The 25,236-nt window shown below is 54.2% G+C and carries 25 protein-coding genes and 1 tRNA gene; 15 read left to right on the forward strand and 11 right to left on the reverse strand.

Going from position 1 to position 25,236, the window contains the following annotated elements; translation table 11 throughout:
• Positions 1 to 2: 2 nt before the first annotated feature.
• Both E1J53_RS09545 and E1J53_RS09550 read left to right on the forward strand, forming a co-directional pair.
• On the forward strand, positions 3 to 791 hold the full coding sequence (locus E1J53_RS09545) for a hypothetical protein (RefSeq protein WP_134272699.1): 789 nt from the start codon (positions 3 to 5) through the stop codon (positions 789 to 791).
• Positions 792 to 898: 107 nt separating this feature from the next.
• On the forward strand, positions 899 to 1,429 hold the full coding sequence (locus E1J53_RS09550; protein WP_134272700.1) for a hypothetical protein: 531 nt from the start codon (positions 899 to 901) through the stop codon (positions 1,427 to 1,429).
• Between the two features lie 153 nt (positions 1,430 to 1,582).
• On the opposite strand, the gene kdsA is transcribed toward E1J53_RS09550, so the two are convergent.
• A complete protein-coding gene (gene kdsA / locus E1J53_RS09555; RefSeq protein ID WP_134272701.1) occupies positions 1,583 to 2,395 on the reverse strand; it encodes a 3-deoxy-8-phosphooctulonate synthase in 813 nt (270 codons plus the stop codon).
• A 267-nt stretch (positions 2,396 to 2,662) separates the two neighbouring features.
• Here kdsA and E1J53_RS09560 point away from each other — a divergent pair, with 267 nt between their 5' ends.
• A complete protein-coding gene (locus E1J53_RS09560; protein WP_134272702.1) occupies positions 2,663 to 4,576 on the forward strand; it encodes a PQQ-binding-like beta-propeller repeat protein in 1,914 nt (637 codons plus the stop codon).
• 322 nt (positions 4,577 to 4,898) lie between these two features.
• Here the strand turns inward: E1J53_RS09560 and E1J53_RS09565 are convergent, their stop codons facing one another.
• Positions 4,899 to 5,561, reverse strand: a complete 663-nt coding sequence (locus tag E1J53_RS09565; protein WP_134272703.1) for an NAD(P)H-binding protein — start codon at positions 5,559 to 5,561, stop codon at positions 4,899 to 4,901.
• A gap of 1 nt (position 5,562) precedes the next feature.
• A complete protein-coding gene (locus tag E1J53_RS09570; protein ID WP_134272704.1) occupies positions 5,563 to 6,903 on the reverse strand; it encodes a TlpA family protein disulfide reductase in 1,341 nt (446 codons plus the stop codon).
• 216 nt (positions 6,904 to 7,119) lie between these two features.
• Between E1J53_RS09570 and E1J53_RS09575 the strand changes: the two genes are divergently transcribed.
• The 3 genes from E1J53_RS09575 to E1J53_RS09585 all read left to right on the forward strand — a co-directional run bounded on the left by E1J53_RS09575 (position 7,120) and on the right by E1J53_RS09585 (position 9,578).
• Positions 7,120 to 8,106, forward strand: coding sequence for a c-type cytochrome (locus E1J53_RS09575; protein ID WP_134272705.1), 987 nt, complete (start codon positions 7,120 to 7,122; stop codon positions 8,104 to 8,106).
• Positions 8,107 to 8,203: 97 nt separating this feature from the next.
• Positions 8,204 to 8,275 (forward strand) — tRNA-Arg (locus E1J53_RS09580).
• A gap of 160 nt (positions 8,276 to 8,435) precedes the next feature.
• Entirely contained in the window at positions 8,436 to 9,578 is a 1,143-nt protein-coding gene (locus E1J53_RS09585; protein ID WP_134272706.1) for a phage integrase SAM-like domain-containing protein, read from the forward strand.
• 425 nt (positions 9,579 to 10,003) lie between these two features.
• On the opposite strand, the gene E1J53_RS09590 is transcribed toward E1J53_RS09585, so the two are convergent.
• The 5 genes from E1J53_RS09590 to E1J53_RS09610 all read right to left on the reverse strand — a co-directional run bounded on the left by E1J53_RS09590 (position 10,004) and on the right by E1J53_RS09610 (position 13,311).
• The gene (locus E1J53_RS09590) at positions 10,004 to 10,825 is read right to left on the reverse strand and encodes a hypothetical protein (RefSeq protein ID WP_134272707.1); all 822 of its coding nucleotides are present in this window, start codon (positions 10,823 to 10,825) and stop codon (positions 10,004 to 10,006) included.
• Between the two features lie 104 nt (positions 10,826 to 10,929).
• Positions 10,930 to 11,253, reverse strand: a complete 324-nt coding sequence (locus tag E1J53_RS09595) for a hypothetical protein (RefSeq protein WP_134272708.1) — start codon at positions 11,251 to 11,253, stop codon at positions 10,930 to 10,932.
• Positions 11,254 to 11,263: 10 nt separating this feature from the next.
• On the reverse strand, positions 11,264 to 12,517 hold the full coding sequence (locus E1J53_RS09600; protein WP_134272709.1) for a hypothetical protein: 1,254 nt from the start codon (positions 12,515 to 12,517) through the stop codon (positions 11,264 to 11,266).
• A gap of 129 nt (positions 12,518 to 12,646) precedes the next feature.
• Positions 12,647 to 12,979, reverse strand: coding sequence for a hypothetical protein (locus E1J53_RS09605; protein WP_134272710.1), 333 nt, complete (start codon positions 12,977 to 12,979; stop codon positions 12,647 to 12,649).
• 2 nt (positions 12,980 to 12,981) lie between these two features.
• The gene (locus tag E1J53_RS09610; RefSeq protein WP_134272711.1) at positions 12,982 to 13,311 is read right to left on the reverse strand and encodes a hypothetical protein; all 330 of its coding nucleotides are present in this window, start codon (positions 13,309 to 13,311) and stop codon (positions 12,982 to 12,984) included.
• A gap of 253 nt (positions 13,312 to 13,564) precedes the next feature.
• On the opposite strand from E1J53_RS09610, the gene E1J53_RS09615 reads away from it, so the two are divergent.
• From E1J53_RS09615 to E1J53_RS09625, 3 genes are all read left to right on the forward strand, one after another.
• Positions 13,565 to 13,930 carry a helix-turn-helix domain-containing protein gene (locus E1J53_RS09615; protein ID WP_368671744.1) on the forward strand — a complete coding sequence of 122 codons (366 nt, stop codon included), beginning with the start codon at positions 13,565 to 13,567 and terminating at the stop codon, positions 13,928 to 13,930.
• Positions 13,931 to 14,605: 675 nt separating this feature from the next.
• Positions 14,606 to 16,777, forward strand: coding sequence for an amino acid permease (locus tag E1J53_RS09620; RefSeq protein WP_134272713.1), 2,172 nt, complete (start codon positions 14,606 to 14,608; stop codon positions 16,775 to 16,777).
• Between the two features lie 33 nt (positions 16,778 to 16,810).
• Positions 16,811 to 17,680, forward strand: coding sequence for a hypothetical protein (locus tag E1J53_RS09625; protein ID WP_134272714.1), 870 nt, complete (start codon positions 16,811 to 16,813; stop codon positions 17,678 to 17,680).
• A gap of 52 nt (positions 17,681 to 17,732) precedes the next feature.
• On the opposite strand, the gene E1J53_RS09630 is transcribed toward E1J53_RS09625, so the two are convergent.
• The 3 genes from E1J53_RS09630 to E1J53_RS09640 all read right to left on the reverse strand — a co-directional run bounded on the left by E1J53_RS09630 (position 17,733) and on the right by E1J53_RS09640 (position 20,116).
• Positions 17,733 to 18,236, reverse strand: a complete 504-nt coding sequence (locus E1J53_RS09630) for a hypothetical protein (RefSeq protein ID WP_134272715.1) — start codon at positions 18,234 to 18,236, stop codon at positions 17,733 to 17,735.
• 11 nt (positions 18,237 to 18,247) lie between these two features.
• On the reverse strand, positions 18,248 to 19,435 hold the full coding sequence (locus tag E1J53_RS09635) for an ImmA/IrrE family metallo-endopeptidase (protein ID WP_134272716.1): 1,188 nt from the start codon (positions 19,433 to 19,435) through the stop codon (positions 18,248 to 18,250).
• Between the two features lie 138 nt (positions 19,436 to 19,573).
• Positions 19,574 to 20,116 (reverse strand): hypothetical protein, encoded by a 543-nt coding sequence (locus tag E1J53_RS09640; RefSeq protein ID WP_134272717.1) that lies wholly within the window; start codon positions 20,114 to 20,116, stop codon positions 19,574 to 19,576.
• A gap of 155 nt (positions 20,117 to 20,271) precedes the next feature.
• On the opposite strand from E1J53_RS09640, the gene E1J53_RS09645 reads away from it, so the two are divergent.
• From E1J53_RS09645 to E1J53_RS09670, 6 genes are all read left to right on the forward strand, one after another.
• Positions 20,272 to 20,901 (forward strand): RNA polymerase sigma factor, encoded by a 630-nt coding sequence (locus E1J53_RS09645; RefSeq protein ID WP_134272718.1) that lies wholly within the window; start codon positions 20,272 to 20,274, stop codon positions 20,899 to 20,901.
• Positions 20,894 to 21,136 carry a hypothetical protein gene (locus E1J53_RS09650; protein ID WP_134272719.1) on the forward strand — a complete coding sequence of 81 codons (243 nt, stop codon included), beginning with the start codon at positions 20,894 to 20,896 and terminating at the stop codon, positions 21,134 to 21,136. The genes E1J53_RS09645 and E1J53_RS09650 overlap by 8 nt, the downstream gene beginning before the upstream one ends.
• A 92-nt stretch (positions 21,137 to 21,228) precedes the next feature.
• Positions 21,229 to 21,936, forward strand: a complete 708-nt coding sequence (locus E1J53_RS09655; RefSeq protein ID WP_134272720.1) for a hypothetical protein — start codon at positions 21,229 to 21,231, stop codon at positions 21,934 to 21,936.
• 159 nt (positions 21,937 to 22,095) lie between these two features.
• Positions 22,096 to 22,929, forward strand: coding sequence for a mechanosensitive ion channel domain-containing protein (locus tag E1J53_RS09660; RefSeq protein ID WP_134272721.1), 834 nt, complete (start codon positions 22,096 to 22,098; stop codon positions 22,927 to 22,929).
• Positions 22,930 to 22,988: 59 nt separating this feature from the next.
• Complete coding sequence (locus tag E1J53_RS09665) at positions 22,989 to 24,149, forward strand: hypothetical protein (RefSeq protein WP_134272722.1); 1,161 nt, start codon at positions 22,989 to 22,991, stop codon at positions 24,147 to 24,149.
• Between the two features lie 147 nt (positions 24,150 to 24,296).
• Positions 24,297 to 25,169 (forward strand): OmpA family protein, encoded by an 873-nt coding sequence (locus E1J53_RS09670; protein WP_134272723.1) that lies wholly within the window; start codon positions 24,297 to 24,299, stop codon positions 25,167 to 25,169.
• The last annotated feature ends 67 nt before the right edge of the window (positions 25,170 to 25,236 follow it).

Genomic DNA, 25,236 nt, shown 5'->3' on the forward strand with positions numbered 1-25,236 from the left:
AAATGATCTCCCCGATCGAAACCGTATCAAATTATTGTAATCGGTGGTGTCAGCGCTGCCCCTTCACGGATGGTTGTGACCTGATGACCACCTCCGATGGTGATCACGGGTTTGCGGTGGACGATCAGGTTCCGGTCAGCTTCCCTGCACTCAGCGGGCCGTTTAGTGATTATTTGGTGCGGCTGGAGGGCATCCTTGACCAGTACGGACATCAGCTCGGCAAGCTAGGGTACGGCGTTAACCGGGAGCTTCCCTTTTCTCCCGGACTCTCCGTCGCGCAGCTTAAAGTATTGGCCAAAAAGGTCTCCCGGCTCGTTCGGCGCTTTGAGGACGTTGAATGGCTGCGTCCCCTACTCAAGCAGGGGCAGTTTGAGCGCCCGGAAGTTCAGGCAGTACGGACGTTGGCCTGGTACCTGCCCATGATTGCACCGAATTACCGCCGAAGTATCCCGCGCAAGCATATGTCTCGCTACGGGAAAAAACATCGGCCCTACGTACTCAATGCCCGCCTAACCCACCTGGCCTTGGCCCGAACCATCGCGGCCATCACCATTCTATTGGAGTGTTATGAGGAACAAGCATTCAATGACCTTTTTCTAACGCTCTGCGACTGTCTGGTGCTGCTGGCGGGAATTCGGGAGCTCTTTCCCGAGGTGTACCGATCCCGCCGGCCGGGCTTTGATGACCCCGGGGAGCGCCAACGCATCTTCGAATTCTTCGGGGGCTTTCCTCCCCTGGATCCCTTTGAAGATGGAACCTGGAGCCCCGGAGGACGGCCCCCTTCTACCTAGCTACACTTGTTTTCTATTGAATAGGAGTGTAATTTCCGCCCGACCGGGTGGACAAAATACACAAGATTTTAATCTCCTGGACGTTCTTGCATGCAAAAGTTATACGGATGGAATTTCGCGAATCCCAAAAATTTAACCAGTGGTGGCTTTGGCTTATCATGATTGGGGTGCTGGGCTTTACGGCCTGGGCGGGATGGAAGGCCTTCCTGGAACAGGGAGACCTTATGCCCGGCATTGTCGGGGTAGGGGTGACCGCAATTATTTCGATCCTTTTGGCCCTGATTGAACTCCGCACCACCATCACCGAGGATGGCATCGAAGCCCGGTTCTGGCCCTTCGGCCGCAAACGGATTTTCCGTTCGGAAATTGAGTCCGCGGAAGTAAGGAGCTATTCTCCCATCGGAGAGTTCGGTGGCTGGGGGTACCGGATCGGCCCCGGCGGAATCGCCTTCAACATGCAGGGCAATCGTGGCCTGCAACTGAAGCTCAAAAACGGTAGCAAGATCCTGATCGGGACGCAAAAGCCCGAAGAGCTGTCCGCCTTCATGAAGGAGTTCATGGGGGAAGTGGACGATGATGAGATCGTCAGGCTTCGGCTGAAGGAGCTAGCAGAAAATAAGGACGAACTGAAGCGCTAATTTGAATTTTGGTTTTCTGGCCGGATTTGAGCATTTTTTGGTGCTGGTAAGGCGGGAATACCGGAGTCTAGCAGCGCTACATGAGGATATTTCCAACGCAATCAGCGCCAAAAAAGGCCAAATGGAGGTCGATTACTAAAGTCCAAACAAGCGCTACCCGCGAATCGCTTCCCGGATTCGGAGGAGCTTGACCAGGATGCCCTCCAACTGGTCCAGGGGCAGCATATTGGCCGCATCACTCTTGGCAACCGAAGGATTGGGGTGCGTTTCCATAAAGATACCGTCGGCCCCAACGGCAATTGCCGCACGGGCGATGGTCTCAATCATGGCGGGCTTTCCGCCGGTTACCCCGCTGCTCTGGTTGGGTTGCTGGAGGCTGTGGGTACAGTCCATGACGACCGGGCTTCCTAGCTGTTGCATGGTCGGAATTCCCCGAAAATCAACCACCAGGTCGGTGTAACCAAAGGTGGCGCCCCGTTCGGTAAGCCATACCTGATCGTTGCCGGAGTCAAGGACTTTCTGGCGGGCAAAGGACATGGCACTCGGACTCAAAAACTGTCCCTTCTTGATGTTGACCACCTTTCCCGTGGCGGCCGCAGCCACCAGTAGGTTGGTCTGTCGGCACAAGAAAGCCGGAATCTGCAGTACGTCGACGTACTGGGCGGCCATGGCCGCTTCTGCGTCGGCGTGGATGTCGGTGGTAGTGGGCAGGTCGAATTGCTGGCCGACCTTTCCCAGGATATTAAGCGCCCGCTCGTCCCCAATTCCCGTAAAGCTGTCAATCCGGCTGCGATTGGCCTTCCGGTAGCTTCCCTTGAAAATGTAGGGAATACCCAGCTTGTCGGTGATTTCTCCCACCCGTTCGGCAATCTCCATCGCAATGTCCTCTCCCTCAATAGCGCAGGGCCCGGCGATGAGGAAAAAGTTATCGGTGTCCGTATGCTTGAGTTTGGGAAGGGAAATCATGGAAGGAATTTATGAAGTAATGATCCGGCAGCAGGAGCAACAATTTTGATTGTGGCGATACCGCAGGTGCAGGGTAAAGAAATGAGGCGCATTGCCTGAGGCAAGATTTCTGCGGACCACAAAGATATGTGGTGGCCCGTAGCTTATCCGCCGCAGCCAGTGCGTGGGGAAAATTAAAAGAGGATATTCTTGGTCAAAGGAGAGATTTGTTCTACATTCGCATTGTTATGCTTAAAAAATAAGCAATTGTAATCAAAAAAGTTATAAATGAGAGTAACTCTATTAACCCTATTATTCATGGTCTGCGGATTCTCCGTAGCCACGGCCCAGGTCGTTGAGCCCCTCGCCGAAACGGACGTAGATGCCAACGGTAAGTCCATCTTCGTTCATACCACCACCGGAATCCCCGTACTGCAGACGATGAAGGAGTACATCGGTCTGAGCCCCAAGGACGGAACGATTCTGTGGTCCGTGGAACGGAATTCGGGTGCCGCCCTGACCGAAGCCACCAGTGAGGACGGTGCCACCCGCGACTTCGACGAAATCCCCAATACCCCCCTGGTCTTCGCCAGCGGAACGTTGCTCAACGTCGTCAACGGTAAGGTCATCTTCGATGGTGGCGACCGCGATCTGCGCATCCTGCGCACCTACTACGTTATTCCCGAACGGGATCTCATGCTGCTGGAAATCGGCGGTAAGGGGGCCATCTACCTATATGGCATCAATCCCTTCGAGAGTCGGAAGGAATGGGACGTACAGTTGCGGGAAGCCTCGGGCCTGTCTCAGGCCGGTTCCGAGGGCGGGGCGGATTTTAGCGATCGTGACCTGCAGCCCCAGCTCAATTCCGCCGGAGACCTGGTGTATCCCAACGGTAAGTATCTGGCCCTGGTGGACCTCAAAAGCGGCAGCCTCAAGTGGAACGAAAAAATCAACGCCGGCTACCTTTTCACCAATAAGGGTGGCTCACGGATGGTGGTTGCCGAAAAGCGCGGTGGCCTCGGCGGACTGATGGACGTTTCCGGCACCGGTGGAGGACCCCGCAAGTTTGGTAAGAAACTGCACCTGATTGATACGGAAACCGGACAGAGCGTCTGGAAAAAGGAAAAGAAACTGGACGGTAACGTGCTTTACGTTACTCCCTACGACGACGGATTCCTGGTCGTCCACGACGAGGGAATGAACATCTTCTCCTACACCGATACCAAGGGCGATGGCCGTTGGAAGAAGGGCTACAAAGAAAAGGGCGTGGTTAACGTCGAATTCGAAGACGAGGGGCTGATGGTTTACTTCAAAAACAAGCGGATGCTCGTCGACCCCGTTTCTGGCGAGGATAAGTGGAAAAAGGCCGAGAAACTGGAGAAGGAGCCCAAAGGATTTCTCTGGGGAATGGTGGCGGAAGCTCCGGAGCCCGAGCGCATCGGGATGCATGACGTAACCTTCTACAACGGATACTTTGAAGTGGGTAAGGGCTTCCGCAGCGATCGCCACAACTTCGAGTGGATTATTCCCGAAGAAGACCGCATCGCCTTTGCCACGACCGTCCCCACCGAGGGAACCCGCATCGGTAAACCCCAGTTCATCATTTCCGTACTGGAGCTCGGTGGCGAAAAGCCGGTCCTGAAACGGAAAATGTTTGGCCTTAAAAAGGGCATGGCCGCCTTTGATAAAGTCGAGAACGGATACTTCCTCTACAACGACCGGGGCTACGTCCTCATGGACTACGATGCCGATAAAGGATTTTCCGAACGTAAGGACGAATGGTACCCTGATCCCACGGCGGCCCTCCGGACCCTGACCGGAATCGCCACCGCCGCCGGAGGAGCTGCCTACGCTGGCGCCCAATCCTACAACATGCTCGAAAGCGTTGCGACAACTGGCGATATTCAGGGGGCCGCCCAGCGATGGGGTGACCGTATGGATGCCATGAGTTCCGCCGGAGACGTGGGCATGGGCTACGCTACCGACCGCCAGGTCAACGGCCGCGTCGACGATGACTTCGCCTTCTTCTTCGCCCGCGACGGCAAGGAAGGACTCACCCTTTTCAAAGTGGATAAAAACACGGGAGAAGAAGTCAACAAGTTCCGCTTCGACGACAAGACTCCCCTGTACGAAGTGGACTACCGTAGCAACCGCCTGTATTACGCCGCTAACGGTAAGTTCAAGATTTATAAACTACAGTAAAGCGCGGGCATCCCGTTCTTTAAACTTTATGTGAGTCATCCCAAATTGTGAGCCCACCTTACCACATTAAGGAAATGTAATTGGAGATGGCGATGCTAAATCTGTTGAGCGGTATCAAGGCAACTTGGTACCGCTCTATTCATTTTCATGGAGGTTCCGTGAGGGGTTCAAATAGAAGGTGAAAGCATTTAGCTACTATTTATCATAGTGGGCGTCCGACGAATTCTTTATTTCTGACGCAGTCAATATAAAGTTCGCCTGACGACTCGCGCGATCATCCTTCGCTTTCTGCAGGAAAAATTGAGGATGCTTTGTGTTCACTTTACAGCAATTCCCGCGCCCCGTGCACGTGCACTCCGGGCTGGACGCCCTGGGCGGCGGCAATCATTTTCGCGGCCAGCACGTCCACCTGGGTGGGGTTGTAATCCCCCAGGATGCCGGGGCTGATGCCCCGCAGGAAATTACTTACCCCAATGCCGATGCGCTCCCCCAGGCGAAACTCTTCCCGGTCGCCAACCAGTACGCCGGGCCGGAAGATGTGGGTGGCCCAAAATCCGATCTCCTCGATTGCCTCCTCCGTTTGCCCCTTTACGCGGTTGTAGAAAATGAGGCTATCCGCTGAAGCTCCGGCGGCGGACACCAACAGGCACTGGTTTGCCCCGCCGGCCTTGGCCACTAGGGCCGCCTTCAGTATGTAGTCGTGGTCCACTTTCCGAAAAGCTTCCTGACTCCCGGCCTTTTTGATCGTCGTTCCCAGAGCGATGAAGATGTCGTTGCACTTGATCTTACCCGCTTCCTTTTCCAGTGCGTCAAAGTCTACGATCCGGTTGTCCAGCTTGTCGGAGTCCAGGTGGATTTTCCTTCGCGTCAGGGCAACGACTTTACCGTAGGCTTCGTGGTGCAGCAGCTGACTCAGCAATTGCTCGCCCACCAGTCCGGTTGCCCCGACCAAAAGGGCAGTCTTGTTCGATTTGGTGATTTCCATGCTACTGAGGACTGGCGGTTAATTCGGCGATGCTTGCGTCAAAGCTGCGTTTGAAGTCTTCGTACTTGCTGGTGGCCGGACCGTTGAAACCCGTATGGATGCGGGTAACCCGGTTGTCGCGATCCACGAATAGGAGGGTAGGGTAGCTGATGATTTTGTTCAGCATGGGCAGGGCCTCACCGGCGGCCGCCTTGTCTTCGGATCCCGCCAGGGCAATTGGCCAGGGGATGTCCATTTTATCCCGGTACCGGCGGATGGCCTCCCGACTACGTTCGTCCTCTGCACCGTAGCGCTCGAAGGCCAGAGCGATCACCTCCAGGTCACCGACCTCGTTCTCGGCCAGGTAGGATTTCAGGAACTCGGCTTCATCGCGGCAGTTGGGGCACCAGGTCCCCATGAGTTGCACCAGCTTGGGTTTGCCGACGTAGCGTTCGTCCTCCAGGGAAATGGTTTCACCCTCCGGAGTGGCGAAACTGAACGTCAGGGGGATGTCCTCCCGCATTTCGGTGAGCGCGTCGGGACTGGTCAGCGTGGCGTTCTCATCCCGGACGGCCGTCCAGGAAGCAATGTAGTGGCGGCCGGAGCGGAAGGATCCTTTGAGGGCGCCCGCTTCGTCCAGCTTGGCTTCAAAGAGAAAGGCATGGCTCCCGTCAAACACGCTCAAGTATACTTTGTCCGCCTGTACCGTACCCTCCAGGTAGCGGTAATCTCCCGTCTCTGTGCGGAAGGTTCCGCGGAGCTCGTTGCCGTTTTGCTGGAATTCAGCGATGCCCGGGAAGGTCTCCTCTTCGTCTACGAAGGTCACCGCCCAGGTACCGCTGACGTCCTCCGTGGGCGTTTTGCGGAGGGGCGTAAAGCGGTAGTCCTTGCCGAAGTAGGCCTTAAAGGGAATGCGGTAATCATCCCGGTAGTGTACCACCCAGACACCTTCAATCACGTTCTCTTCGTGGTAGGCGCTAATGTGGGTGTCGTACACCGGAAAGTCGATCCGGATGGTATCACGGCCCGCCTGCTGATCCCGCCCGAAAACGATGTGTTCGGCGGGCACGGTAATAACCTCCTCACCGTTCTGGATGTCGATGCGGAAGGTGGTGTCGGTTTCGTACACGACGGTGAAGTTGAAGGGCAGCACCCCTTCGGTCACCTCCTCAAACTCCAGGTTGACCTTCTCCGGGAGGGGAGCGCCCTTAGGGTTGGGTACGATGGGGTTGAACTCCAGTTCCAACGTGCCCCGGTAGGGACCGGGAGGAAGGGTGGGGTAGCGATCCTGCACGAAGGTGCAGGCAGTAAGCAAAGTAGTGAGGAACAGACCCAGCAGGGTAAATCGGGCAAGTCGGGGCATGGAAGGTTTTCTTTTATCCACGCAAAGAACGCAAAACCAAACCGGAGGTTTGGGGCCGGGGACCCTAATGATGTACCGCAAGGGGGTTCTTGACCCGAATCGTACGAAGATCACCCCGTAGAAATACCTGTTTTGTGGATTTGAGTGGACTTTTTCGTCTTTAACGCCGAAATTAAATCACTCACCTCGCTTACCTCACCACCAATCTAACCCATTATGAAAAGAACCATCTTGCGCGTTGCGCTGGGGCTGGCCGGCTTTCTGGTCGTCGCCCTGGCGGCTGTTTTGATCTACGTTTCTACGGCCCTGCCCAACGTCGGACCTCCCCCCGACCTGACCGTAGAAGGCACCCCGGAGCAGGTAGAAAGAGGAAAATACCTGGCCAATAACGTCATGCTTTGCATGGACTGCCACGGTAAACGCCAATGGGCGGAATTTGGCGGGCCGCCCGAGGAGGGCACGCTGGGTATGGGCGGAGAAGTTTTCCCCCGGGAGGCCGGCTTCCCCGGTCACTTCGTGGCCCCCAACATCACCCCCGCCGCACTGGCCGATTGGACCGACGGAGAGATATTCCGGGCCATCACCACTGGGGTTAGTAAAGATGGGCGGGCCCTTTTTAACGTCATGCCTTACCAAAGCTACGCTAAGCTTGACCGGGAAGACATCGAGGCGGTCATCGCCTACCTCCGGACAGTCTCCCCGGTAGAAAACAAAACGGCTCCGAGTGAATTCGACTTCCCCGTCAACTTCATCATCAATACCATTCCCCAGCCCGCCAGTTTTGCTCCCCGGCCGGATCCCTCCGACCAGCTGGCCTACGGTAAGTACCTCGTCACCGCCGGCGCTTGCTACGACTGCCACACCAACCAGGAAAAGGGAACCTTCGTCGGCGAGCCCTTCGCCGGCGGCATGAATTTTCCACTACCCGATGGTTCCGTCGTCACCTCGGCCAACATCACTCCCGATCCCACCACCGGAATCGGTAATTGGACCGAAAGCCAGTTCGTGACCCGCTTCAAGCAGTACGCCGACTCCTCCTACGTGTCGCCCACCATCGCCGCCGGTGATTTCCAGACCTTCATGCCCTGGACCATGTACGCCGGAATGACCGAAACGGACCTCAAGGCCATGTTCGCCTACCTGAAGAGCCTCGAACCCGTCGACAACGAGGTAGAAATCTTCGCCAGTAGCTTGGAGGATTAAACCTTGCCCTGCGCCTTGCGCATGTCCGAACGTTGTACTACTTTTGCCCCGCTTTCGGTGCAACCTATCTTTGGGTTCAGCCGTTAAGCAAAGGTCCGGTCTCGTAGTACAACGGATAGTATACAGGTCTCCGAAGCCTGGGATGGTGGTTCGATTCCACCCGAGACCACTTCTAGCCAACAATTTGTTGGTGGTCTAACCCGCAATCCTTAGTTCATAAGGGTTGCGGGTTTTTTTATTTGCCCCAAACTTCACTATAATTGTTTGTTCTTCACGCTAAACGTCATGCCTTTCTAACCTTATTCTAACCTCAAGCTAAATTTCTGACCATGCGGGTGAAGGCAATTCTCTGGACCTATAAACCACGTCGCGACGGTAGCTGTAACATCAAAATCTACGTGCAGGACGGGGGCAAAAAGCACTATCGCAAAACCGATTTTTACGCCACGCCGGAAAATTGGGATAAGGACAAGGGCCGTTTGTTGGAAAAAGATTCCATCTCCATTAAGACCAACGTCCAACTGGAACGGCTCAAGCAAAGCATCCTAACCCAGGCGGCCGGACTAGAAACTTCCCTGCTGCGATTTATCGCTGGCCACATCGACGAGTGCGAACGGGGGCTACATAACATCGCCCTCAATACCATCAAGCAGTATAAGTCTCATTTAAAGCGATTGAGCGGCTTTGCCGCAGTCACCCACCGGACGGACATTGCGTTTGACGACGTGGATCTTACGCTATACACTGAGTTGAAGCAGTACCTGATGGGGAGCGGCTGCGGACCCGCCGGCACCAGCAAGCACATTCGGATATTGAAGAAGTTCATGCGCCTTGCGCTGGAGCTGGGCTTGCACGACAATACCGCCTTTCAGCTCCGGGCGTTTTCGGGTACCCGAGTACCCGCGAAAAAGAAGATCTACCTAACTAAGGAGGAAATCAGCCTCATGGCGGGGCTCAACCTCAGGGGGCAGCAAGCACTCGCCAAGGAGCGCGACCGCTTCATTGTCTCCTATTATCTGTTGCTGCGGTACGGCGATAGTGTAAATATCTCCCGGGGCAACATCGTGCGGCACGATGGCCGGATCTTCTACCGGAATGTCGCCGAGAAAACGGCCAGTGAGAGCTTTGTGCCCGTGAAACCGGAAGTGCTGGAGATCCTGGAGAAACGTCAGTACGACCTTTCCGGTGGTGCCAACCAGGACTCCAACCGGAAGCTCAAAACCATTGCCGCCTTGGCGGGCATCAATACCAACATGGCCAGCGGCGGTGATGGCTTTACGCCGAAGTCCGCCCTGGTGACCACCCACACCGCACGGAGGAGTGCGGCCACTAACCTACTCCTCGATGGCGTGCCCATTTCTGAGATCATGCAACTGGGGGGCTGGAAGAACGAGGCTACGTTACGTCATTACCTGCTGGCGGGAGGAATTCAGTTGGCCACGCTCAGTGCCGACCGGGCATTTTTTAAGTAATGCTTTGCACCTTAAGCCTTAACGGAGCTTCAATTTAGCTCAACTTTAGCTTCACTTTAGGTCTACTTTTGGTTCACTTTAGCCCAAAACCCCTAATGTTTGCTGGGGTTCCAGCTTATTTTGCCAGTGCACAGCGTTTTGATGCCTGACCAAGCAGATCAGCGGCCACTTTTCGGAAGAAAAACCCCTTCTCCGGAAAAGCCGGAGAAGGGGGATAGAGTGGCAAAAAGAGCTGATATGTGTTTGGGCCACGTAGTATTCAGGTTTCACCCTAAGGTGCTTGATGGTCAGTTATTTGACCGTGACCGACGCAAGTTTTGCTTGATGCTTGTAGCGGGCTTCCCGGTGGTTGAGACAGTACCGCTGGCGAGAATTGCTTCTCGGGAAGTGATAACCACAGTACAGGCACCCGTGGTGCTTTTGGGTTAGCCTGCCGCCATGTTCAGATTCTGCTCCTGGGCGGCGCGGGCGTTTCCCTTTAGCTCTTCGTAGTCGATGAACTCTTGCTCCGCTGCATCGGCAGCGGGTGGGGAAGGGGTGGGTTGCGGGTTAGATGGCTCCTTAGTTTCTTCCTTGGCACCTGCGGCCACGCCGCCATAGCCCATGTCCGTCACAAAGCGGTTCCATTCGCGGGAGGCTTCCTGTTCCGCAAATTCGTCTAGGTGTTGCGTCATCCGGTCCTGAATTTTCGCCTGCATTTGATCGGCAATTTCTTTGCGCCGTAGGGAGTAGGCCATTTCGATACAGCCCCGGAGTTCCGCGTTCTGTTGGGCCTCCACGGCCGCCGGGGAGGCCCGGAGGTAGGCGAAAATGAAAACGAAGTGACAGGCCAGCAAAACCCCGGTGCCCAGGACCGCAATCAGTCCAATGGTGTCGTGAATACTGGACAAATCAACCAGGGAAGTGGTCAGCAATAAAAATGCCACGCTGAGCAGGGTGGAGCAGTACATCGAGGCGCGGGACATCTTACCGGTGATGTTCAGCTGTCGGATGCTGAGCGACGTTCGTTTGCCGGCTGCATCCCATCCGTACGCTCCGTAGTCGTAAATGGCTACGAAGGTCAGTGCGCCCAGGGAAGCGGAAAGGGTAGGGTGGCCCGTGGGAAAGAAATCGCCGCCGTAGGTGAAGCCAAAAGCAAAGGTGAGCGCCGCGTTAATGATTCGCATGGTGAGGTGAAAAGTGGCCGTGATGGCATCAGCGGCCACCGACTGGCTGGTGGATGTAATCTTTTTTGAAAGGTTTCCCATAACTTTGTTTTGAGTTTGTGGCGGGCGGCGCTGCTTCGAAACGTAGCCGCCCGACCGTGAATTAGGACGCTCCGTCCCCGTAGTGGGGTGGGGCGTTTTTGGATTTAGTTTGTTGGTGAGTGCCACTCTCCGTTTTTCCAGGTAGCGACCACGGGCCCTTGTTTGCCGTGGGTACAGTCGTAGATTTCGGCCCAGGCGACACCGCTTCCGCCCGGTTTGCGATCACAGCGATTGCGGGCGGCTTTGAGTTGGTTGAGTTCCCGCAGGAAGTCGCCTTTCCAGCGTTTGTCCGCCCAGATGTAGTAGGGGCCACTGGCTTTATGGATATGGTACCGGTACGCCATTTTCAGGTTGCCCGCCGAACTCGGACGGTCCTGACCCCGGGGCCGGGTGCGCTTGCGGGGATTATTGGAAGTAAGGTTTGACATGGAGAAGTATTTACGCGCCAGCGAGGCTGCTGTCCGCTGCATTAAGTTTTGCCGTAAAGCGCGCAAAGAGGGCCGGGCCACCGCGCTTCTCCAGGTATTGCCGGATACTGCGAAGGGTTTCTTCCGGATTCCCGCTTACGCTATCCTGCGCCCGACGGTACCTGGTCAACTGTTTACCGATCACCGAGCGGATGTTCCATTCTTTTCGCTTTGATTGCTCCGTCTTGAACCACCCTTTGCTGCGGGCGAAGCCGTTGGGGTTCCGGATGTCGAACCAGAGAGAAGGGATGACGATAAAGGCTTTCTTGCCCGCCGCCGTCCGTCGCTCACATTCACCGACGAAAAGGTCAATTCGATGCAGGAACTCTTCGGTGGCCGCATTCCAGCTGGCCGGGTTTCCGTAGACGAAGAACTCAGCCAGGGCGACTCGTCCCCGGGTAACTTCGGAGGGCACCAGGTAGCCGGGCATCCATTCGGCCAGCTCACTAAAGGCGTACCGCCAGACGGTCTCCAGGTGGCGGGGGAGCCGCTGCCGGTCGCGCTCACGAAGGTGTGCGGTTACTTCCTCCATGGTATCGGGCCGCTGGGGTGGGGGAACTTTTTTCGCGGAACTTTTTTGGAGGGGGAGGGTAGCCTGCTTTTTGCGTGGCGGGTCTTCGCTGCTGGGGTGGTAACCCGCTTTGATTTCCGGTTGGTTCCCGTCTGCGGAAGGCGAAGGAGCGGCCGAAGCAGTTGCGGGTTCATCATCCGAGGCTAAGGAGCCTAATTCATTTAATTTATTGGTTACTTGTCTGGTTACCCGTGATAGGGTATGCGGCAAAAATTGCCGTAGGCTGGGTAGTGGATTGTCAAATTTTCCGGCTACGTTGCCGGCGTTCTCGGCGTTGGTGTCCTGCAAATACAGCAGGTCCGGGTTGATGGCCAGCTCAAAGCTGGCGTTGCTGCCGTGGAACGTCTTTTTTAGCCACCCAAAGTCCTCCAGGCGATTCAGCAGGTTGCGAACCGTCCGGACGCAGCGGTGGGTCATCTTATGGAGCTGTTTGGAGTTCGTGCGCAGGGTCCGCAGCGTATTTGTGCTCCGGGGAGTGGCCCGGTAACCCTGTTGCTGGTATTTTCCCGTTTCTTTTTGCCAGAGGCGAATGATCACCTTCATCATTTCCAGGTGCCCGCTCTTCAAGCGATTACCCGGTGGCTTACCGGCGTTCTGGTGGCGGAAGGCTTCTTCCAGCAAGCGATATGATTTTGCGGGTTTGACGATAATCACGGAAGTTGATTTGATGAAAAAAAATATGGTTACAGCTTTGGAATGGTTCCGCGCTGCTGAGGTCAATATTGGGTGCTGGCGATGCTGCCAAAGGCATCGCCATAAGAGGTTGTCTATGCCGGTTAGAGCCTACGGTAGGACAAGCCGACCGGCCTTCACTAGGCGGAGTACTTCCTGCACTTCCTCCCGGAGGTAAGTGTAGGGCCGCAGCTGGCCAAAGGTGCTCAGGTACTTCTTGGGATGATTACGCAGGTACCGCAGCACGTCGAGGTGACGGCCACTGGCGTTGGGGACTTTCCCCAGCATTTCGGCGGCTTCGTCTCCGGAAAGCCATTCGCTATTCTCCTTGCGCAGGAGGCGGTTTTGCTCTTCCAGGAGCTCGATCTGCCGGACCAAAAGGTTAGCCAGATATTCGTTATTGATGGTGGGCGCGATGGGCGCAGTGTTCATGGTGGCACTCATGGTTACGCGGCATTCTTCATGATCAGGCAAAACTCCATTCCTTCTTCCGCCGCGAAGCGGGTTAGGTCCTCCAGTCGGAGCCGGCGCTTACCGAAGCCCCACTTCGTGACCAGGTCGTGGTACCAGTGAAGGCCAAGGGATTCTGCCAGTCCCCGGACTTCCTGGGGATAGGCATTTTCCGGCTTCCGCAGGCAAATGGTCAGCTTATTGGGCGTCATTCCGGCGCGACGGGCAAGTTCCTCGAAGGGAAAGCCTGCGGCTTCGGCCTTGTCCTGCAGCCATCGTTCCAGGGTAATCTTAACCGGAGATAAGGTGGGGTAGGAGGGAGCCATGAGCTGAACTTTTTGTAGGTTTATGATGTAGTCACTGGCTCCGTGCGGGCAATTCGGCAGTGTTCCCGTAGGTTGCATAATTGCACCTCAGGTTTTTAAAAACCGCTGAAAGATTTACTTTTACGGAAGTTTAGTTCCAATGACAAACCAAATTTATGCCATTTGGATTGATTTTATCAACTAATAGTTGATTTTTATTTCAACCTGTAGTTCATTATTGGTTTTTATTTCATGCGTTAAATCCTGATTTTTAGTGTACTTAAGCCGTAATTTGGAATATCTCCTTCATCAAAAAAAAATGAGGAAGGCTGATCTGGCGAGGCTGTTAGGCGTCTCGAACCAGCAAGCTTCGAAGTACGTTGACGGTCAGAACCAACCCCGCATCGAAGCCCTGGTGAAAATGGCCGAGCACTTCAACGTGGCCCTGGATGACCTGGTGTTGGTTGATCTGGCCAAGGGCGCTGGGCGTCCCTTCGGGGAAGGGATGGCCGACCAGGTACAGGACGCAGACGAACAAACTAGGGAACTTAATAAGCTGCTCCGGCTGAGAATTGCGGAGCTGGAGCGGAACCTAAAGGCCACGGACCCGGATTTAGCGTCGGAGCTGGGGATAGAGTAGGGGAGGAGTTAGAAGGCTACAATACTTGACGAATACTGTACAGAAAGTAAATCAGGCAGCTTTACTTTGTATTGTTGGCTAGTACTCCATGGTAATTCTGCGGGGTATCTTTTTAGAGTCTTATCCGGTCTCCGCATCTAGGCTCTACATAAGCCTTGTATTTATCCAAAATAGCCTAACTATTAGGGATTTGTGGCTCAATAGGGAGCTCCGCTTTGAATTCTTGTACTACCTCTGTTTCTTCAACATCTATCTCCCGAAAGAAACGGATACCTCCCGGCCACCGGAAAGCTGGTGACCCTAAAAGCGTCCTTTCATAACGTCCAGGTATTGTTCCGTTAGGTCAAATCTTTCATTACCATCCTCGGCAGCTATAGTAAAAATAAGCCGGCGACTGAAGTAAACCTCGTTTTTAGCTTCCAGGCAGTAATTCCCCACAGAAGCATTGGTCCAGTGTTTGATGTGCTTGACTTTTGTCCATTAAGGTCATGCTTGATCTACGATAGCGTTATCGGTAGTACCGATTGAGAGGATATTCTCTTCCATGTTTTCTTGGTTTAACCTCAACAAATAGGATTAACCTTCGACTTGGTCACATTTTTTTGTGACCAATCTCACTTCCTTACTCTTTGTAGAGACTCTACATTTTTTACTACCCATTGAGGCCCTGCGACAATGAAAAAATTTGGCACTTTCGGCGGTGTTTTTACGCCCACGCTGCTCACTATTCTTGGAGTTATCATGTACTTGCGCTTGGGCTGGGTCGTTGGTAACGCAGGATTACTTGGGGCTTGGCTCATCATCATCCTGGCTTTCGTCATTACCCTCACGACGGCCCTCTCTATGTCCTCAATTACTACTAATACTCGCATAGGGGCAGGTGGTGCTTACGCGATCATTTCTCAGGCATTAGGCCTGGAGGTAGGAGGGAGCTTGGGGATTCCACGCTACATATCCCAGGGGCTTGCTGTGACCATGTACATCTTCGGTTTTCGGGAAGGTTGGCTGACTATTTTTCCTCAACATCCCGCCTTTTTGGTCGACTTAATCGTATTTGTCCTTCTCTACGCCATCGCCTATAAAAGCGCTGACTTGGCCATCAAAACCCAGTACATCATCATGGGCATCATTGGCCTTTCGCTGGTTTCCATCGCCTTTGCCGCCGGTTTTGGCTCTATGCAATACACCTCGGCGGAAGCCGCTCGTTTCGGCACCTATGCGGGGGTTGATGCCGAAGGATCCGAAAAGTTCTGGTTGGTCTTTGCCGTATTCTTTCCCGCCGCTACGGGTATTATGGCCGGAGCCAATATGTCTGGCGAATTGGAAGATCCCCGTAAGTCCATTCCCTCCGGAACGCTTTGGGCTATTGCCGTAAGCTTTGTTGTCTACATGGTCTTGGCTTACTGGATAGCCCGCTCCGCTTCAGAATCTGAATTGATTAACAATTACAACATCATGATCGAGCGGTCCTTCTTTCCGCCGCTTGTCATCGCCGGGGTATTAGGTGCCACTTTTTCCTCCGCCCTGGCCTCCATCATTGGTTCTTCCCGTATCCTGTATGCCATGGGGCAGCACCGGGTACTACCGCAGGGGGAGTGGTTGGAATTCCAGGACGAAGCAGGACAGCCGCGCAACGCCATGATCGTTACTGGCATCCTCATCTTCGCCACGATGCTTCTGCGCGACCTCAATGCTGTGGCCCCTCTGGTAACCATGTTCTTCCTGATCACCTATGCCATGCTCAATATCGTGGTGATCATCGAGCAGCGGTTGGGCCTCATCAGCTTCCGCCCTCAGTTCACCGTTCATCCCCTCATACCCTACGTTGGTCTCATCGGCTCCCTGTTCACTATGTTCATCATTAACCCGACCATCAGTCTGGTTTCCTGGGCGCTGATGATCTTCGTCTACGGGGTGCTGAGCCGGCGCAAGCTCGAAACCAAGTTTGAAGATGTACGTAGTGGTCTGTTTACCTCTTTCGCGGAGTGGGCCGCCAAACGAACATCCGAAAACGCCCACCCCCAGGAGCGTTCCTGGAAGCCTAACCTCCTGGTTCCCGTTACCGATGGGGCAACCGTTCAGGGAGCTTTTTCCATCATCAAAGATCTGGCGTACCCCAAAGGTGGTGCGGTCCTGATGGGAATTGGGCAGGGCATTGGCAAAAGAAAAGATTTAGCGGAAAAGCTGCACTTGCTGTCCAGAGCTTTTCGCAAGGACGATGTGCATTCCTCCGTAGCCATGATGCAAACCGAAGCATTTGCTAATGGGGTGAACCTCGGTAACCAGGCCCTGATGGCTTCCTACTTCCGGCCGAACATCGTATTCCTCAATTTACTGGAAACGCCAACTACCATAGCTGATTACCTTCCGGTAATTACCGAAGCCGAACGACTAGAACTCGGGGCCGTCATTTACGCTCCTCATCCCCGCGCTATGCTAGGGCAGCAACAGACCATCAACGTCTGGATTCGCCCGCAGGGGCCAAAATGGAAAGTTGCTGAGGCACACCAAACCCAAGACCTCGCTTTATTGCTGGCCTATAAACTAAAGCTTAACTGGAATAACGCCCACGTCCGCATTATTACGGTAATCGAAGATGCGGACGCAAAGAAAAGTGCCGCTAAGTTTCTCAAAGAGGTAATTGAACTGGCTCGGCTCCCGATTGATGAAACTCTTGTAATCGTAGGAGATTTTACCGAGCAACTGAATAATACACCGCCCGCCGACATCAACCTATTTGGGGTAACGCCCGGCAGAACAATGCAGCAGTACCAGGAGGTGGCCACCGCTGTGGATACCTCCTGCCTCTTCGTTCTTGATTCCGGCCACGAAAATATTTTCGCCTAATGGGCCTCATTACTAACCATCTAGTGATCACTTATGGAAACTGATAAAGAAACTTCTCCCTCGTTTCTGCGGCGCTACCGTTGGCCGCTGCTGATTACGCTGATCATCGGTTTGATCGGTGCATTCTATACCTATCAAAAACAGTCAGGATTCGCTTTTTCTAATTATTTCACCACATATGACGAACCGCTGGATTCCTCGGGCTACTACGCCGCGGTTAAAGACTCTTTGCTCGATATTCCTCCCCTGGTAGCCCCGGATTCAACGATATTGGATACTGTAAGCCAGAAGGAGGAACCCGACAGCCTTTTCGGCTTTGCCCTACCCGTGTACGATTCGCTACCTCCGATCGGGCAAGATTCTTTGGCGGTAGTGGATTCCTCCCGTGCGGAAACGGTTCTGGTCCAGGATTCCTCGTCTACGCTCGTTCCTACTCCCCCTGATCCTCGAACTGCCCCGGCACCTGCGGCCACGCCCGAATCGGCTGGTACGGAGGATATTTTTGACGGCTTACTACCGGCCACCTTTCAGTCGCCCGATGCGGAGCAAGTCTTCCGTGCTACCTATACGGCCCGCACCGTTTCTACAAGAGGTATTTACAAATTAGCCGCCATTGCCGGTCGCTCGCTCCTGATCGACGCTACCCCAGAAGTCCTGGAAATGCTCAATGTCCTGGCGGCGGAGGAAGCCATCGCCAGCCTCGTGGTAAGTGACCGAGTGGGCCGTATCGTCTACACCTCAAACCCCCGCGAGCGTAACCGCATGGTCAGTGCCGTTTACCCCGACCTGCCGGTGACCAACGAAGCCATCAACTGGTTGCGCCAGGACGGACTGACTACCACGGGGATTCCCGTTTTCTCCGTTGGAGGTAGGGTAGGGACGGTATTTGTGACGACGGAATAGAGGGCGCGGCCGCAGGTGCAGAGGAAGTTTTGTAGAAGCGATAGAATTACGCCTACTTCCCGAGGAGATTACTTTGGTGCGGATAGTCGAAACTTTCATTCAAATCCCAGTACCGCTCGTAAAGGTCGATCATCGTGCCCTTGGACATAATCCACTTAACTGTTTCGTCGAGAATTCGCTGCATGTCCGGCTGGTAGGTCATCCGGCCGTCTCCACCGCGTACGCCATCGGGTCCTTTGGCTTTTCCTCGATTAAGAAAAATGTTCTTTTCGTCGTAGATGTATTCTCGATACTGTTCGTACTTCTTGCCTTTAGGCAGGTGCTCCTTCAGGAGCTTTTGGATGCCGAGATAGTATATACGGTACTTTTCCTCGGGGTTCTCGGTGGTTTGCATACCAGTGATGATTATCTCTCGCTGGGAGCTAACGTTGCCTTCCAAGTCAATCATCAACTGCCGCTCTTTGCTGGCTTCTTCATCCGCCTTTTGAAACAACTCCCGCCGCTCCGAATCTTCCGGACTAAGTTCTACTTCTTTTTTCGTATTTGACTTCTTCATTCTTATGATATTTAATTCAGTTGAAGGGTTGTTCTTACTTTTTCTACAGATTCCTCTATGGATTCTTCACTCCATAGGTTAATGTTTAACTGATTGGAAAGGCTGCTTATATCCGGAAACTTATCCTTGAAAGCACCGTAGAAATTCTTTCCTTGCAACTCCATCTCATGTTGGTAGAAAGAGTATATGATACAGGGATGGACACCGTTCTCATGCGCAAATTGTTGGACAACTACCTCGTTATGAATCATCGGAGCGATGAACTTGAGTTTTTCCTTCGGGAACAATATCTCTTGGGCAAATTCATTAGCCCGTTCTTCAATAAGGAAGAGATCAGGCTCACCGGTCAGGTGAAAAGTTGTGTCCCGAATCACCTCAAGATCGTAGAGCACATGGTGTAGTTCATGGACTAGCGCAAACCAAATGGTGGCGTAGTTCTTCCGTAGATCAGTGATGACAATACAAGGCTTGTCATTTACGACGATTGTTGCCCCGCGGATTTGTGTTTTGCTAAGGTGCTTCTGAAAGATAACCGTGACACCCGCGTTGTAAAGGGCCTTGATTACCGTGAATAACCCCGTCTTCACGTGCCGTGTGTAGGGCCGAATCTTTGCGACTATTGTTTTTAGTAATTCGCGGTCGTAGGGATGATCGTTTTGCAGCAACTCAAAGTAGCCATACGAAGACTTCATCCAAAAGTCGATCATTACGTTATCGTAGGGATTCTTCGTACGGCTGAAAAGAATACTCGACTGAATATTCTCGTAGGCAAATAGATTTGGTAGTGAGAAGAAAGTGCAAAGCCGTTGCTCAATGTGATCAATGTCGTCCACCCTTTCGATGAAACCTACTTCCTTTAATCGGGGTAAGTCAAAGTATTCCGCTACGAAAGTTGCCTTACGAGCCTTTTCCAGATCGCCCATTTCTTTACTTGATTTAGTGCTCAAAAACGCGGAAGTCACTTGTTCAAGGTTGATCTGCAAGAACTCACCAATTTTAATTAAGTTTATCAGGCTTGGCTGTATCGCGGTACCCGCAATGATGGGGTCCAACGAGTTTCGATCTATACCCAGTAGTTTGGCTACTTGATAATTTTTAAGTCCGGTAGCGGCCAACTTTGCTTCATACAGCTCTGCCAGCTTGACTGGCTGAAGTAAAGCGTTACTTAAGAGGGTCGAAATGGCTCCTGATTCTGGCAATTGTGAAAGGTTTCACGCAAAAATAAGGTATTTGGCAGTAAAATAAGCCCTTTTGTGAAATTCTTCACAAAAGGGCTTATTGTTACTTTACTCGTTATCTGAATTGAAGCGAGTATAGCGCTGGCAGTTATCTGTCTATTACACTTGCACCTTGAGATACCGCACCACCAAAGTGCCCAACTTACTATCCAACGACATCACCGGAGCGCTAATCTGCACCACTCCCGGATCACTGGCGTCCACTGTCATCCGCTCCCCACCACCAATCGGAATTGGCACCGGTCCCATGAAGTTCTGCCCCTCCAATTTCTTGTCGCTGGCCAGCCAGATCGTACCGTCAAGTCGAATCAGCGTAACGGCCTCCACTCGGGGAGACTTCATGAACTGGTTGAAGTACTGGCCTACCTGCTCGTAGTTTTCTCGTACCAACTCACTGCGGACGGCCCAAACCAGGCTGCGCGTCACTACCTGCAGATCAACTAGGGCTACGGAGTCGAACTGCGCTTGCACTTGCGTCCGCATAAGTTCCATCGCTTCCTGATGGTCTTCGGCTTGAGCATTGAGTGCCCACTGTTTGCTAAAAGCAAAGTAGTTGATGGCTGCCAGCATCAGGAAGAAGAGGGTAAGAGTAAACCAGTTGCGGCGGAGGAAGCCGGCATTCTTTGGTTGGTTATCAGTCATTGCTTGTTAAGTTTAATGGTTGAACCGCCGCATGTTTTGTGCCACGGTGGACCATATAGACCCCGATTTTCGGTTGCGTCACATTTTCAGAGACCAGGACCGGTCCGTCATTCTTGGGTTAAGCCTTCCGCTAACTTTTTAACTTTACCTGCTGAGTGACCAAAAACAAAAACCAGCTCTTTATTTCACGACGTATGATTTCAAACCCGTTTAAACAAAATAAACCACCGCCTACGACGCTCTCTGACGCCGATCTCGTCGCCGGCATCCGGGACGGCAATCGGCGGCTGCTTAAAGAATTGTACAACCGCTACGCCAGCAAGATTTACTACAAATGCTTGAGCATGATTAAGAACACCGACTTAGCTCAGGATATGGCCCACGATGTTTTCATCAAGGTGGCCACTAATTTGCATAAGTATCAGGGGAAAGCGGAACTTTCTTTCTGGATTTACGCCATTACCTATAACCATTGTATCAGCCACCTTAGGAAAACGGAGAGGCTGCGCTTCGTCCCCATCGATGAAAAACTGGATCCCGCCGACGAAGGTGAACATGAGCTTACTGAAAAGATCGTCCGCGATCTCAAGCTAAACCAGCTCAAGCGCCTGATCAAAATGCTGAAGCCCGAAGAGGAAGTCATCCTGCTGATGCGTTATCAGGATGGCATGAGCATCAAGCAAATCGCGGGTATTCTGCAACTAGGGGAAAGTGCCGTCAAAATGCGCCTCAAGCGCGTTCGTAACCACCTCGCTGAACTGTTCAACGACTTGAACCATGAGTAAAAAAACTACCATGCAACTGCTCCTGGAGGCTCGCTTCCAGCAACTAGCCGAGGACCATGAGGAGCGCCACGAAATGCCCGCCGAACTTCGTGAAGAGGTCTTTCGAACGCTCGACCTCATAGACGTTGTCGGTGAAGTCACCGACCTCTTTACCGGTAAGTTTGGCGAAACCACCGTCGGGTTCATCGACCTCATCGAAAGCCCGGATTTAGAAGGTGACGACGAAGCCGTGTAGCGGGAAAACTTTCTCTAAATTTTTTGTGACCCTTTTCCCTGCTGGACTCCTTATGCTAGCCGCCGTAAAATACTCGGCACAAGCTTAGAACCATGCAACCTAAATTCAAAGTAACTCTCCAACAGTCCAAGCCCTTAGCCGAAATCGCCGGCGATTGGACCACCAGCGATTATAACGAGATCCTCCGGATGACTGACTATGGTGATGCGGATGACCTTGATGGCAACGAATTCCAGGGTATGGCCCTGCTCTCTCTTTCCGAGCTTGAAAAGGACGAAGCCGCCCAGCTGCTCATTGAGTATGTCTTCCCTGAAGATGCGCTCTCTGAAGGCCAGGCCCAAAACGCCGCCCACCAAATGGAGGACGAAAAGTTGTGGGAAGAATATCCCGACCCCACCCATCACCGAAACTTTTTCCGGGTTGGCAGCCTGCTTTATCGCGCTTTTAACGGGGGCTTCCCTAAGCCGGATGCCCGCAAGCTGACCATTCACGTCAATCCGAAAAGTGATGTCGATCCTAGCCTACTGGCTACACCTACGCCCGCCTTCACGGCCCGCCTGCTGGCCGCCGGTATGGAAGATCGTACCCTCATCCACCGTCTCTACGAAGACGAACTCAAAAGCGAACAGTTTCCCGCCGCCGCTACCGTGGTGTGGTCCGTTAAGTCTACCTCCAACGGCGACGGCTCTTTCCAATTAGATATCCTGGGCTCCGACTACTGGCTCGAAGATTACCGCCCCGCGGACGCTTACGAGTGCGTGGCTTACCCGGATACCGTAGCCGTAGGAGACGAAGAGTAGCACGTTTATCTCAGTGCTCCATATGTTTTATTATAAGGGTTTTAGGTGTTTATTTCTGGTGCGGCACCTACGGGTGTCGCACTTTCTCAAAAAAGAATGTGACGCTTTTCCCAAACCGACTCTTTATCGAGCATTCTCGAACACCCACGCACTTATAATATGAATGAAATTACTTCCTACTCCGAGCTCTTCTTCGACTCCCTCCAGTCGCTGGCCCGCACCTTCATGACCGCGCTGCCGCGCGTCGTGGCGGGTCTGGTCGTCTTCCTGCTCGGCTGGCTCATCGCCCGCCTGCTCTCCCGGGGAATCGAGCGGGTGCTTCGAGCCATTCGCTTCAACACCCTGTCCGATAAGGTAGGGGCCAGCAAGCTGCTGCAGCGGGCCAACGTGTCCCTCTCCCCGGCCGAACTCATCGGCAAGTTCATCTACTGGATCATCCTGCTGGTGGTCATCATCACCGCCGCCGATACCGTTGGTTGGACGGCCGTCTCCACCGAGATCTCCAAGTTGCTCTCTTACCTGCCGCAACTCCTGGCTGCCATCATTTTCTTCGTCATTGGCTACTACATCGTCACCTTCATCCGAGACCTGGTCAGCGGCGCGGCCCGCAGCCTGGGCATCAGCGCCGGGCGCGTCATCAGCGCGGTAGTGTACTATCTGCTGTTGTTCATCGTCACGCTTACCGCCCTGGATCAGGCCGGCGTAGACACCACGATCATCACCGCTAACATGCTCGTTATCGTCGGTTCCGTCATGCTGGCCGCCGCCATCTCTTACGGCTTCGCCTCTCGCGACGTGCTGGCTAACATCCTGGCCGGCTTCTTCAACCGGCGTAACCTCCAAATCGGCCAGACCATCGAGGTCAACGGTCAGCGGGGTAAGGTAGTGGCCATGACCAGCCTGGCCGTTACTCTCCAGGTCAGCGAGTCCGAAAAGCTCATCATCCCGAGCCAAACCATCATCAACGAATCCGTCCGCGTCATCGAGGAATAAGGTGATCGGAAAATCATAAAAATGTAGCCCGTTTCCGACGGGAATCAACCAACCATAAAATGAAAAATTTCGCACTGGCCCTCGTGGCCCTTCTGGGCGTACTCTACCCGCTTTCCGCCCAGTACGCTACCGTTAACTACGACCTTAGCCATAACTGGTTCAACCAGGGTCAGCCACTTCCCGCCGAGACCGACCTGGTCTTCACCGGCAAGATGCCCGCCGCTGCCGAGGTCGTCACCGTCACCATCCACTCCGCCAAGCGGGGCGACGTCCTCCACACCGCCACCTGGCACCGCGTCAACGCCGGCGACGAACTCTCTTTGCCCGTCAACTACAAGCTGCGCTCCGACTACACCTACGATTTCCAGATCGATTTCTTCGGAACCGTCGGCAAGGGTAAGCAGAACGAACTACGGCAGCGGATGGTAAACACCCTCAACGCTTACCTCGAGGCCAAGCAGAAAGACGGTGCCTCCATCGACTTCGCCGGCGGTGCCAAAAAACTTACCCGCGAGATGAACGAGCTCCTCGCCGAGTTGCTTACGCCCTACCAGGCCCGCACCGGTGGCTGGAACCGCGAACTGTCCGACCTCGTGCTGCTTAAGTTCGAGCGGATGGAAAAGGCGAAGATGACCGTCGGCTACGATAAGCGGGATACCACCGCCACCAAGGACGATGTCCGCAAGATCAACCGCATCACCCAACTGGCCGAAATGCAGGAGATCCTCGCCGCCGAAGTCGATCGTATCCTTTCCGTCGATCTGCTCGGCCTCCAGGATGCCCGCCTGATTGACGATTACACCACCGAGCGCAAGCCCGGCAGCCTGGCCCTTAACCTCGGCTACGGCGGTGCCTTCCTCAGCGGCAGCTTGGGCGATGGTACCTACGGCTCCGCGCCCTACGCCGGCATCGGTTTGCCCCTCGGGAACCGGGTGCTGGGTACCAAGTTCTTCCGTAACGCCAGCCTGGTCGCCGGGGTATTCCTGGACGAGTTCGAGGGGGGAGACGGCCAGGAAGTCAAAGGATTCCTCATCGATAAGCCCCTCTACGTTGGCCTGGACTACAAGCTCTTCCAGTTCGTCCACCTCAACGCCGGCGCCACCACCCTGGACGGCCGAACCCTGAACGTGATGGACGGTGTGGAAGCTAACCAGTTGGCCATCCGCCCCTTCGTCGGTTTGAGCGCCCGGATCAACCTGGCGCTCGGCCTCGGGAAGTAGCATTATTTGGCGCGGCCGCAGGTGCAAGGCAGGGGACGAAGAGCGAGGAACCCCGCTCCTTGATCCTCCCCTTTGCACCCGCGGCCGCGCCCCCTTGGCTGCCCCGCAAAGCATAATCACCCCCTTATAATTCAAACCAATCTAATCATGTCTTTTCGCATTATCCCCGTACTATTTTTTGCCCTGCTGCTGACCTCCTGCGTCAGCAAGCGCAAGTACGAAGACCTCCGTAGCGTCGAAAACCGCCAGCAACGCGAGCTGGCCGATCTGCGTAAGCAACTCACCGCCGCCGAAAACACGGTCCGGGATCTCAACGCTTCCCAAAGCAGCCAGCTGACCGAAAGCCAGCAGCGGGAACAACGTCTGCAAACCGAGCTGGCCAACGCCCGCAACGAAGTCGCTCGCGTCAAAACGGATATCGAAACCGTCCGCAACGAACTCAGCCTGGCCAAAACCGAACTGGCCCGCCAAACCAACCAACTCGGCGGCCTGGAACAGGACCTGACCGCCCGCAGCCAGCGCATCGCTGAGCTGGAACGCGCTATCCAGGAGAAAGAAGCCCGTATCGAGGCCATCCGCACCACCATCGACCGGACCCTCCGCGGCTTCTCCGCCTCCGACCTCACCGTCCGCGAACAGGACGGGAAGATCTACGTCAGCATGAGCCAGGACCTGCTCTTTCCTTCCGGTAGTAAAACCATCAACGCCAAGGGTAAAGACGCCCTCGCCCAACTCGCCGGTGCCCTGGTTGCTAATTCCGACATCGCGATCACCGTTGAGGGCCACACCGACTCCGATGGCAACGAAAATACCAACTGGGACCTATCCGTAGATCGGGCCGTTTCCGTGCTCAAGGAACTCACCAAGAATGGGGTAGACCCTACGCGTATCATCGCCTCCGGCCGCGGGGAGTACTTCCCCGTAGATAACAATGAAACTCGCGAGGGCAAAGCCCGCAACCGCCGTACGGAAATTATCCTGACGCCCAAGCTGGATGCGCTCTACCGACTGCTCAACTAGACAAGCTCGTAATCTCACGCTGCGGTCCGGGGCTTGCTCCGGACCGCCCTTTTTTCTTTTGCCCACT

The sequence above is a fragment of the Lewinella sp. W8 genome (genome assembly GCF_004375085.3).
In the GTDB taxonomy this organism is placed as follows: Bacteria; Bacteroidota; Bacteroidia; order Chitinophagales; family Saprospiraceae; genus Neolewinella.

What these genes read in the sequence shown, in the direction of transcription:
- E1J53_RS09660 (WP_134272721.1), top strand. Translation starts at nt 22,096, where the DNA reads ATGAATGAAATTACTTCCTACTCCGAGCTCTTCTTCGACTCCCTCCAG.
- E1J53_RS09640 (WP_134272717.1), bottom strand. Translation starts at nt 20,116, where the DNA reads ATGACTGATAACCAACCAAAGAATGCCGGCTTCCTCCGCCGCAACTGG.
- E1J53_RS09595 (WP_134272708.1), bottom strand. Translation starts at nt 11,253, where the DNA reads ATGTCAAACCTTACTTCCAATAATCCCCGCAAGCGCACCCGGCCCCGG.
- E1J53_RS09650 (WP_134272719.1), top strand. Translation starts at nt 20,894, where the DNA reads ATGAGTAAAAAAACTACCATGCAACTGCTCCTGGAGGCTCGCTTCCAG.
- E1J53_RS09630 (WP_134272715.1), bottom strand. Translation starts at nt 18,236, where the DNA reads ATGAAGAAGTCAAATACGAAAAAAGAAGTAGAACTTAGTCCGGAAGAT.
- E1J53_RS09590 (WP_134272707.1), bottom strand. Translation starts at nt 10,825, where the DNA reads ATGGGAAACCTTTCAAAAAAGATTACATCCACCAGCCAGTCGGTGGCC.
- E1J53_RS09670 (WP_134272723.1), top strand. Translation starts at nt 24,297, where the DNA reads ATGTCTTTTCGCATTATCCCCGTACTATTTTTTGCCCTGCTGCTGACC.
- E1J53_RS09625 (WP_134272714.1), top strand. Translation starts at nt 16,811, where the DNA reads ATGGAAACTGATAAAGAAACTTCTCCCTCGTTTCTGCGGCGCTACCGT.
- E1J53_RS09655 (WP_134272720.1), top strand. Translation starts at nt 21,229, where the DNA reads ATGCAACCTAAATTCAAAGTAACTCTCCAACAGTCCAAGCCCTTAGCC.
- E1J53_RS09565 (WP_134272703.1), bottom strand. Translation starts at nt 5,561, where the DNA reads ATGGAAATCACCAAATCGAACAAGACTGCCCTTTTGGTCGGGGCAACC.
- E1J53_RS09575 (WP_134272705.1), top strand. Translation starts at nt 7,120, where the DNA reads ATGAAAAGAACCATCTTGCGCGTTGCGCTGGGGCTGGCCGGCTTTCTG.
- E1J53_RS09665 (WP_134272722.1), top strand. Translation starts at nt 22,989, where the DNA reads ATGAAAAATTTCGCACTGGCCCTCGTGGCCCTTCTGGGCGTACTCTAC.
- E1J53_RS09610 (WP_134272711.1), bottom strand. Translation starts at nt 13,311, where the DNA reads ATGGCTCCCTCCTACCCCACCTTATCTCCGGTTAAGATTACCCTGGAA.
- E1J53_RS09550 (WP_134272700.1), top strand. Translation starts at nt 899, where the DNA reads ATGGAATTTCGCGAATCCCAAAAATTTAACCAGTGGTGGCTTTGGCTT.
- E1J53_RS09585 (WP_134272706.1), top strand. Translation starts at nt 8,436, where the DNA reads ATGCGGGTGAAGGCAATTCTCTGGACCTATAAACCACGTCGCGACGGT.
- E1J53_RS09620 (WP_134272713.1), top strand. Translation starts at nt 14,606, where the DNA reads ATGAAAAAATTTGGCACTTTCGGCGGTGTTTTTACGCCCACGCTGCTC.
- E1J53_RS09570 (WP_134272704.1), bottom strand. Translation starts at nt 6,903, where the DNA reads ATGCCCCGACTTGCCCGATTTACCCTGCTGGGTCTGTTCCTCACTACT.
- E1J53_RS09560 (WP_134272702.1), top strand. Translation starts at nt 2,663, where the DNA reads ATGAGAGTAACTCTATTAACCCTATTATTCATGGTCTGCGGATTCTCC.
- E1J53_RS09605 (WP_134272710.1), bottom strand. Translation starts at nt 12,979, where the DNA reads ATGAGTGCCACCATGAACACTGCGCCCATCGCGCCCACCATCAATAAC.
- kdsA (WP_134272701.1), bottom strand. Translation starts at nt 2,395, where the DNA reads ATGATTTCCCTTCCCAAACTCAAGCATACGGACACCGATAACTTTTTC.
- E1J53_RS09545 (WP_134272699.1), top strand. Translation starts at nt 3, where the DNA reads ATGATCTCCCCGATCGAAACCGTATCAAATTATTGTAATCGGTGGTGT.